Annotated in this window: 8 protein-coding genes; 2 read left to right on the top strand and 6 right to left on the bottom strand. The window is 40.6% G+C overall.

From position 1 onward, the window contains the following. Positions 1-14: 14 nt before the first annotated feature. The gene (locus tag B2R65_RS18715) at positions 15-2,567 is read left to right on the top strand and encodes a glycoside hydrolase family 3 protein (protein ID WP_286745244.1); all 2,553 of its coding nucleotides are present in this window, start codon (positions 15-17) and stop codon (positions 2,565-2,567) included. Between the two features lie 50 nt (positions 2,568-2,617). Here B2R65_RS18715 and B2R65_RS18710 read toward each other — a convergent pair whose 3' ends face one another. Then, the gene (locus tag B2R65_RS18710; RefSeq protein ID WP_286745241.1) at positions 2,618-3,793 is read right to left on the bottom strand and encodes a GGDEF domain-containing protein; all 1,176 of its coding nucleotides are present in this window, start codon (positions 3,791-3,793) and stop codon (positions 2,618-2,620) included. Between the two features lie 130 nt (positions 3,794-3,923). Beyond that, positions 3,924-4,817 carry a TIGR01777 family oxidoreductase gene (locus B2R65_RS18705; RefSeq protein WP_286745238.1) on the bottom strand — a complete coding sequence of 298 codons (894 nt, stop codon included), beginning with the start codon at positions 4,815-4,817 and terminating at the stop codon, positions 3,924-3,926. A 170-nt stretch (positions 4,818-4,987) separates the two neighbouring features. Between B2R65_RS18705 and B2R65_RS18700 the strand changes: the two genes are divergently transcribed. Further along, positions 4,988-6,022: an AI-2E family transporter gene (locus B2R65_RS18700; protein WP_024033443.1), complete on the top strand. Its 1,035-nt coding sequence runs from the start codon at positions 4,988-4,990 to the stop codon at positions 6,020-6,022. A gap of 110 nt (positions 6,023-6,132) precedes the next feature. Here the strand turns inward: B2R65_RS18700 and B2R65_RS18695 are convergent, their stop codons facing one another. Genes B2R65_RS18695 through B2R65_RS18680 form a run of 4 tightly spaced genes read right to left on the bottom strand, consistent with a single transcriptional unit; the run spans position 6,133 to position 8,808 of the window. Continuing rightward, on the bottom strand, positions 6,133-6,549 hold the full coding sequence (locus B2R65_RS18695; RefSeq protein ID WP_004586806.1) for a hypothetical protein: 417 nt from the start codon (positions 6,547-6,549) through the stop codon (positions 6,133-6,135). Next, positions 6,536-7,873 (bottom strand): ATP-binding protein, encoded by a 1,338-nt coding sequence (locus tag B2R65_RS18690; protein ID WP_004586805.1) that lies wholly within the window; start codon positions 7,871-7,873, stop codon positions 6,536-6,538. The genes B2R65_RS18695 and B2R65_RS18690 overlap by 14 nt, the downstream gene beginning before the upstream one ends. Continuing rightward, complete coding sequence (locus B2R65_RS18685; RefSeq protein ID WP_004586804.1) at positions 7,867-8,541, bottom strand: response regulator transcription factor; 675 nt, start codon at positions 8,539-8,541, stop codon at positions 7,867-7,869. Before B2R65_RS18685 ends, B2R65_RS18690 begins: the two co-directional genes overlap by 7 nt. 3 nt (positions 8,542-8,544) lie before the next feature. After that, a complete protein-coding gene (locus B2R65_RS18680; RefSeq protein WP_121637587.1) occupies positions 8,545-8,808 on the bottom strand; it encodes a PepSY domain-containing protein in 264 nt (87 codons plus the stop codon). Between the last annotated feature and the right edge of the window lie 58 nt (positions 8,809-8,866).

The raw sequence follows: 8,866 nt of genomic DNA, 5'->3' as shown, positions 1-8,866 counted from the left end.
CAGGAGACTCTATAATGAAAACCCCTTTTTCACTTAATAAAATAGCACGTGCCTCATTAATTGCATCACTAGGCATTTTAGCGGCTTGTTCAAATGACGCGACAACCACTCCTGAAGCTAATAATGCGTTGTCTAAAACAGAGAAAATTTGGCCAAAACTTAATATTGCCGTAAAACAAGACCCAGAAATTGAAGCCAAAATAGCAGATTATTTAAAAACGATGACACTTGAGCAAAAAGTAGCTCAAATGATTCAACCAGAAATTCGTGATATTACCGTTGAAGATATGCGCAAATATGGCTTTGGCTCATACCTAAATGGGGGCGGTGCCTTTCCTAATGGTGATAAACACGCAACACCAATGGACTGGGTAAAACTGGCTGAAGATTTTTATCAGGCGTCGGTAGATGACTCTATTGATGGCAGTAAAATACCCACAATGTGGGGCACCGATGCTGTGCATGGTCACAATAATGTAATTGGCGCGACCTTATTTCCGCATAATATCGGTTTAGGTGCGGCAAACAACCCTGCATTGATTGAGCAAATAGCAGCTATCACTGCGGTTGAAGTAATGGCAACGGGTATTGATTGGGTATTTGCACCTACAGTGGCTGTTGTGCGCGATGACCGCTGGGGCAGAACCTATGAAGGTTATTCAGAAGACCCCCGCATTGTACGCGATTATTCAGCTGCAATTGTAAATGGTTTACAGGGCAAGGCCGATGGCGACTTTTTAAGTGATAAACGTGTTATTAGTACCGTTAAGCACTTTTTAGGTGATGGCGGCACAGTTGATGGCGATGATCAAGGTAATAATATCGACAGTGAGCAAGATTTGTTTGATATACATGCCCAAGGTTATGTAGGCGGCTTATCGGCGGGAAGTCAGTCGGTTATGGCATCGTTTAATAGCTGGCATGGGGTTAAAAACCACGGCAATAAATACTTGTTAACCGATGTGCTTAAAACCCGCATGGGCTTTGATGGTTTTGTGGTAGGGGATTGGAACGGCCACGGCCAAATTGAAGGCTGTACAAACGAAAGCTGTGCACAGGCTGTTAACGCGGGACTTGATATTTTTATGGTGCCAACGGGCGCTTGGAAGCCGCTGTACGAAAACACCATAGCGCAAGTCAAAGCTGGCGAAATCAGCATGTCGCGCATTGATGATGCAGTAAGTAGAATTTTACGCGTTAAATTGCGTGCCGGTTTATTTGATAAACCAAGCCCGGCTAAGCGTCAGTTTTCGGGTAAAACTGAGCTAATTGGTGCGCAGCAGCACCGCGAAGTTGCGCGTCAGGCAGTTCGTGAATCACTTGTCTTACTTAAAAACAAAAACAATATTTTGCCTCTTGATGCAAACCAAACTGTACTAATTGCCGGCGATGGAGCCGATAACATAGGTAAGCAGTCGGGTGGTTGGAGTATTACTTGGCAAGGGACGAATAACAAAAATGCTGATTTTCCTGGTGCCACGTCTATTTACGCAGGCCTTGAAAAACAAATTACTGAGGCGGGTGGACGTGCCATTTTAAGTGTGGATGGCTCATATGAGCAGCGCCCAGATGTAGCCGTTGTGGTATTTGGTGAAGAGCCTTATGCAGAAGGCCATGGCGATAGAGATAACCTTGAATTTGAGCGCGGTAATAAAAAATCGCTCGCGTTATTAAAGTCGTTAAAAGAGCAGGGTATTGCGGTTGTATCGGTATTTATTTCGGGTCGCCCTATGTGGGTTAACAGTGAATTAAATGCCTCAGATGCATTTGTTGCAGCATGGCTGCCAGGTACAGAGGGCGGCGGTATTGCCGATGTTATTTTAAAAGGCAAAGATGGCAGCATTCAACATGACTTTAGCGGCAAGCTTTCGTTTTCATGGCCTAAAACAGCAGTACAAGCAACGGTTAATAAAGGCGATGACGATTACAGCCCATTATTACCGTACGGCTTTGGTTTAACTTATGGCGATAAAAATGTATTGGCTGATAACTTAGACGAAGACTCTAAATTAGATAACTCAGCACTCACTAGTATGGATATTTTAGTTGGCGCACCGGTTGCTCCGTGGCGTTTATTACTTAAATCTGGCGATGAGCTATTAGATGTATCAAGCAGTACTCATCAACTAGGTGCACTTAAATACCGTACTGAGGATAAAACAGTTCAAGAAGACGCGCGCCAATTTAATTTTAGTGGCGAGCAAAAGGCAAGTGCTGAAATAGTCACAAGCTTTGCAGAAGATACCATTACGTATTTAGAGGCTAATGGCGTTATTAGTTTTGATATTAAACTTAATGAACCACTAACCGATGATGTAAACCTTGCTATGACTTGTTCAGGTGAGTGTGGTGGTGCGATTGCCTTGAGTAAAATGGTTGATCAATCAATCAAAAATAAATGGCAGTCGGTGTCGGTAGACTTACGTTGTTTTGCTAACCAAGGCGTAGACTTTGCAAGCCTTACAAGCCCGTTTAGTTTACATGCAAGCAGTAAAACCTCAGTGTCGGTAGCAAACATTCAGTTTGTGCCTAATAAGGCAGACTCTGCTGGGCTTAAATGTCAGTAATCATTTTGTTTTAGTGTGTATGTCAAAGCCCTTCAATTGAAGGGCTTTTTTTATGTGCAAACCGGTTTGTTATTTATAAAAGGATTTTGTGCAGATTCATATATAACTTTGTCGCGTCCTGTGGTTTTAGCAATATACAAGCGCTTATCTGCCGCACTAAGTAGCGATTTAAAAGAGCTTGTTTGAGTATCGCTGCATGCCACTCCAGCGCTTATTCTTAAATAAATGGTGTTGCCGTAATAGCTAAAGGGCTTGTTTTTAATGTTTTTTCTGAGGGTGTTTGCAGCGCACTGTGCCTCATTTAAAGTGCAGTGGCTTAGTAAAATTGCAAACTCTTCGCCGCCAACACGTGCGGTAACTGCGCTGTTAGAAAAAAGCGCTGCAATATGCTGCGAAACCCATTTAATTGCCTCATCACCTGCATCGTGTCCGTATTCATCGTTAACGCGCTTAAAAAAGTCTATATCGACCATAATAATGCTAAGGGGATGCTCGGCATTATTTTTATTAAATAACGTATTGGCCACTGCATTTAAACCGCGTTTATTTAATAACTGGGTTAATGGGTCGCGATTAGCAAGGGAGTTGAGCGTATACTCTGTATTGGCAAACACTAAAAAAGGCAGCAATAGGGCGGCGCTAGTGGCAAGTATTAAGTGTACAGCCAAGGTAAATTGCAAAACAGAGGCAAAATTAAAGTTGAGCGCAGTAAAAAACGGCAACAGTAATAAAACTCCCTGTATTAGCATAACGAGTGCGTGCAGTAATAGGCAAAGCAGTAGCATACGTTGTTGTAATTTTGCTATAAAGCGGGTGCTTAAAACAATATACGAGGCATACAAAAATAACCCTGCCACAGTTAAACTAACCAATACTTGCTCTGCTGCGGTGTTGTAAACTACGAGTAAAAAAACCGCAGCCACTATGAGCAAATAGCTAACTTGCCTGCATATGCTTTTATTTAAAGGACTGAGTGCTTTTAATCCCATAATTAAAAAAAGTGGGCAAGCAATAATAAATAGACTGGCAAAGTAATGGGTAATAAACGGCCATGCAATGATCACGCGTAAGCTTGCGCATAGTATGGCGAATGTAAAGGTGGTACAAGCTAGGCCAAAATATAAAAAACTAGATTGTTTTTTATATTGATAAATAGAGATAAAATACAGCCCAATTATAAGGTTTAAAATAAAAGAAAGGCTAATAACGGTTGGTAAGTGCAGCATAGAAAGGTTCTTTTATTATAAAACGACTATTTTAATGGAGACTAGATACTAAAGCTTATATTAATTACAGTAACCTAGCTTAAAGTAGTATTTTTATAACCTTTAGTAGGTGTATCTATGCTGAATACACCTACTTTATTAAACTTCTTAGAGCCGAATCTATATCCGTAAAATGAAAACGGTAATTATGCGCTAACGCTTTTTTGGGTATCACGTACTGCCCAGTAGTGAGCAAATCAGACATTTCACCCATTAACACTTTTAACACAGGGCTTGGCATGGTTAGGGCCGCAGGGCGAGACAATGCTTTACCTAAACTTTTGCTGAATACTTTATTGCTAACAGGGGTGGGTGCAGTGGCGTTAATTGGCCCGCAAAGCGACGTGTGTTTTATAATAAATAAAATCAGTTGGATCATGTCATCAATATGAATCCACGACATACCTTGTTTCCCATCACCAATGGGGCCACCTGCAAAAAATTTAAACGCAGGAAGCATTTTACTTAAAGCGCCGCCGTTTTTGCTAAGTACAATTCCCGTGCGTAATAAACACACCCGTGTTTTATCACTTTGCGCTTTTAGTGCCGCATGCTCCCACTCTTTACATAGCTGATGGCTAAATTCATCATTTACATCGTCGGTGTCTTCATCTACCGGGGTATCGCCTTGGCGGCCATAATAGCCAATGGCACTACCAGATATAAATGTAGCAGGGGGCGTGCTGCAATTTAAAATAGCATCGCTGATTTGCGTGGTAAGGTTTATTCTGCTGTTTTTAATTGTTTGTTTTTGTGCCTGCGTCCAGCGTTTGTTGACGATAGGTTCGCCGGCTAAATTAATCACAGTATCTACATGGTTAAAATTAACCTCATCAACCGTGCTTACTACATCAATATTATGACCAAGCAATACATGGGCTTTGGTTTTATTTCGGCTCAGTACGGTTACTTTATGATGATGCAGCAAAAAAGGCGTTAAGTGTTTACCTATTAGGCCTGTAGCGCCTGTAAAAAAAATATGCATAAAAATCTTACCAATTTTAAGTGTACGATTTGTTTAAAATGTATACTATTTAAATTATCTTAATGCAAATTATTACGTTAACTAAAAAACAACGATCACTTTGTAAATATTTCATTTAATTAGTTTTTGCCTTACACTAAAGCGAATTTCATAAGAAAAGGATTGGCGCGTTGGCAAGTTTAACTGGCGTAAATAAAAGCTTAATAATATTTGCAGCCCTGGTGGTTGTATTAGCCGGTATTAAGGCCGCAAGTGTTATTATTATTCCCTTTATTTTGGCGGCGTTTATTGCCATTGTATGCAACCCGCTGATCACATTTTTTGGCCGCTATCGGATCCCTAAAGGGGTTTCTGTTGTTATTGTGGTGCTTATCATTGTGGGCTTAGGTGTAAGCTTAGGCGGCCTTGTAGGACAATCAGTTAACGACTTTTCTCAGCAACTTCCTGAATATAAAGCCCAGTTACAAGAAGAGTTTGTTTGGCTGGTCGATCTTGCATCGCAATACAATATCTTAATCGATAGAGATCAAATTCTCTCTATGTTTGACCCAGGTAAAATGGTCGATGTAGCCACGAATATGCTTACCGGCTTAGGTGGCGTAATGGCAAACATGTTTTTAATAATTTTAACTGTGGTGTTTATGCTTTTTGAAGGGCCTGCATTAAGCAAAAAAATTCATATGGCACTTGCCGACCCAGATAGAAAAATGGAGCAAATTGACCGCTTTTTGGTTTCTATTAATTCGTATTTAGCAATTAAAACATTGGTGAGTTTAGCCACCGGTATTATTGCAGCATTTTATTTATGGATTTTAGATGTTGACTACTTTGTGCTGTGGGGCGTGTTGGCCTTTATGTTTAATTATATTCCTAATATAGGTTCTATTATTGCCGCAGTACCTGCCGTATTGTTAGCACTCATTACACAAGGACCATTAACAGCCGGGCTTGTCGGTGCAGGGTATTTAATTATTAATACGGTAATGGGTAACATTGTAGAGCCTAAATTTATGGGTAAAGGGCTTGGGCTTTCTACCTTGGTGGTGTTTTTGTCGTTAATATTTTGGGGTTGGTTATTAGGCACTGTAGGCATGTTGCTATCGGTACCGCTTACCATGATTGTTAAAATAGCCCTAGAGGCAAGTGATGAAGGGCGCTGGGTTGCCACGCTACTTGGTACTGGAGAGTCGATAGACGATAAATAATATCAATTGGTTTTCATAGCTTAAAATTGCGTATTTGATTAAATATTTGATACAAAAAAAGCGATTAATACACAGTATTAATCGCTTTTTTTATGGGTGTTAATCCCCGTTTAAAGTGGCTTTTTAAGCACTTGAGTAAACTGTTCAATAAGTGCAAGTTCACATAATTTGTAATCAATAGCAGCTTGGCTGGCATTTGGCAGTTTTAATATATAGCGCCATTGGCAGCTTGCTTCAATATACTTTTGGTGGTTGTCGACGCTGCGCTTAAACAACATCAGTATTTGCGTATTTCCGCTTTGCTCTTCTAATTTAGTGAGTTCATATTTACGTTTTTGAACCCAAGTACCCTGATTGTATTTAGCCTGATTTATTTGGGTGTCTAAACACTGCGTATAGCGTTTAGTTTGGCTTGGCGTTGCGTTTTGCTCAAGCGTACACTGTGCTTGCGCACTGGCACTGGCACTGGCATTAGCACTTAGGGCTAATAGGCTCGCAAGTGTGATTAAAAGGCTATTTTTTATCATTGTAATTAAACTCTAAAATAAATTGTGCGCCGCCCAAGGTGTCCGACTTATTAATCGTTAAGTGACCGTTATAAGATTTAACCAAGTCAGAGACTATTGCCATGCCAACACCGTGGCCGCTTTCATAAGTATCAAGGCGGGTACCACGGGTTAATAAAGACTCGCGTTTATCCTCGGGTACACCGGGTCCATCGTCACTAATGCCTATGCACAGTGTTTTACTTTGAATAACTTGTATTTCTACTTGCGAGCGACACGCTTTACAGGCGTTATCAATTAAATTACCCAGTAATTCCATTAAATCTGTTTGGTCACCTAAAAAGTAATCTTTATCGGTCACGGTACAATTAAATATAATGTCTTTATCGCGGTATACCTTGGCCATTGCACTTAAAATAGAATCAACCACAGGTTTAACTGGAGTTTGTTTTTTCCATGTATCTGAGGCGCCAGTAGCTGCACGTTTTAACTGATGCTCGATCATCACATTTATTCTATCAAGTTGCTCTTGGGCATCGGCATCATTAGCAAGCGGGCTTGATTTTAATACCGCAAGGGGCGTTTTTAATGCATGTGCTAGGTCACTTAAAGAGGCTCTGTAGCGCTCTTTTTGACGTTGCTGCGACTCTAGTAATAAGTTTAGGTCTGATTTAATTGTTTGCAGCTCAACAGGGTATAAGCCTTTAATTTCTTGAATATCGCCCGACTCAATGGCTTTTATTTCTTTATCAAGGCGTTGTAACGGCCGGCCGCTCCAAATAAATCCAATTGCCATTAAACCGGCAATCGCAATACCCATTATAAACATCCAATCGACTAAGGTTTGTTTAAAGCCATCCATTAACCTTAGCAATGCATCGTTTCGTTTGAGTAATATAAAACGTGCCTGCTCAGATTGGTCAATATTATTTAAAATGACCGTTAGGCTTAATTGCCAGTAAACCGCATTGTTGTAAACCACACGTCTAAAGTCGGCCGCACCTGCTTTAGGCTCTATGTACTCGGGTTTAAAGTTTACGTTTACAGCCGACTCTGAGTGCCACACAGGTACATCATCGCGGTAAATCATGGCGTAGGTATCTGAATTTAAGTTATTTAACTCAGGCGTTAAAATTGTGCTGGGCATAATAATGCCGCGCTCAGTAAAGTCGACTTCAGAAATAAGGGAGTATAAGTGGGCTTCTAGATTTTTTTCGGTGGTTTCGACTAATGAGGCGTAATACGCTTTACCAATCGAGTAAAACAAAATAGGCAGTGCCACCAATAAAACAAAGACAAGGATAAATCCTTGCCTTATTTTAAGCGATATTTGCGATGCTACCACTGACTTTTAAGCCTGTAACCACGCCCACGTAGTGTTTCTACTGGGTTTAATGTGCCTTCAGGGTCTAATTTTTTACGCAGACGAAGTACAAATACTTCGATAACGTTAGAATCAAGATCGAAATCTTGGTCGTAAATGTGCTCAGTAAGTTCTGATTTAGAAATTACTTTTTGCGGGTTAACCATTAAATACTCAAGTACTTTGTACTCATAAGCCGTAAGGCTAAGTTCTTTGTCGTTAACCCAAACTTGTTGTGAGCGAGTATGAATTTTAATTGGACCCGCTGTCATTTCAGGGTTTGCTTTACCCGCACTGCGGCGAATAAGTGCGTTACAACGCGCAATTAATTCTTCAACATGAAACGGCTTGGTTAAGTAGTCGTCGGCACCAGCATCTAGGCCTTCAACTTTGTCTTGCCAGCGGTCGCGCGCCGTTAAGATTAAAATAGGGATCGTCACGCCTTGTGCACGTGCTTTATTGATTAGCTCTATACCGTCAATTTTTGGTAAGCCTAAATCAACCACCGCCATATCTAGCGGGTATTCTGTAATATGGAATAGGCCAGCTTCGCCATCGTGACATAAATCAACACTGTAACGTTCTTTCTCTAAAGCATTACGTAGGTTGTCTGCTAAGTGTAAATCATCTTCTATAACTAAAATTCGCATTTGCTAATCCTTTTTCACTTCGCCGGTTTTTTTATTTATATGTAAATCAACGACGTGGCCGTCAGATTTGAGTATACGCACAGTATAAAATTTTGCTTGTTCTGTAATTTTTAAGGTTTTACCGTCAGTTTCTTCTTTTGCAAGTATTACGGCTTTCTTTTTGCTGATCTCAGTTTTTTTAACTGCTTTGGTAACAGTCGTACTTGCGTGTACGGCGCCACTGACGCTAATACAGGCAATTAAACCAAGGGTTAATAATACACGCATGACGGGAACTCCTAGATCAAACCCAGCTATTCTAATTAACTAAGCTACTAAAACTCAA

Origin of the sequence: Pseudoalteromonas sp. UBA2102 (assembly GCF_002331165.1) — a bacterium.
Taxonomy (GTDB): Bacteria; Pseudomonadota; Gammaproteobacteria; order Enterobacterales; family Alteromonadaceae; genus Pseudoalteromonas; species Pseudoalteromonas atlantica.
Note: the sequence above shows the minus strand (reverse complement) of the source record. Positions and strands in the feature narration are given on the sequence as shown.

Coding starts and splice junctions, on each gene's coding strand:
- B2R65_RS18715 (WP_286745244.1), top strand. CDS start 15: ATGAAAACCCCTTTTTCACTTAATAAAATAGCACGTGCCTCATTAATT.
- B2R65_RS18710 (WP_286745241.1), bottom strand. CDS start 3,793: ATGCTGCACTTACCAACCGTTATTAGCCTTTCTTTTATTTTAAACCTT.
- B2R65_RS18705 (WP_286745238.1), bottom strand. CDS start 4,817: ATGCATATTTTTTTTACAGGCGCTACAGGCCTAATAGGTAAACACTTA.
- B2R65_RS18695 (WP_004586806.1), bottom strand. CDS start 6,549: ATGATAAAAAATAGCCTTTTAATCACACTTGCGAGCCTATTAGCCCTA.
- B2R65_RS18685 (WP_004586804.1), bottom strand. CDS start 8,541: ATGCGAATTTTAGTTATAGAAGATGATTTACACTTAGCAGACAACCTA.
- B2R65_RS18680 (WP_121637587.1), bottom strand. CDS start 8,808: ATGCGTGTATTATTAACCCTTGGTTTAATTGCCTGTATTAGCGTCAGT.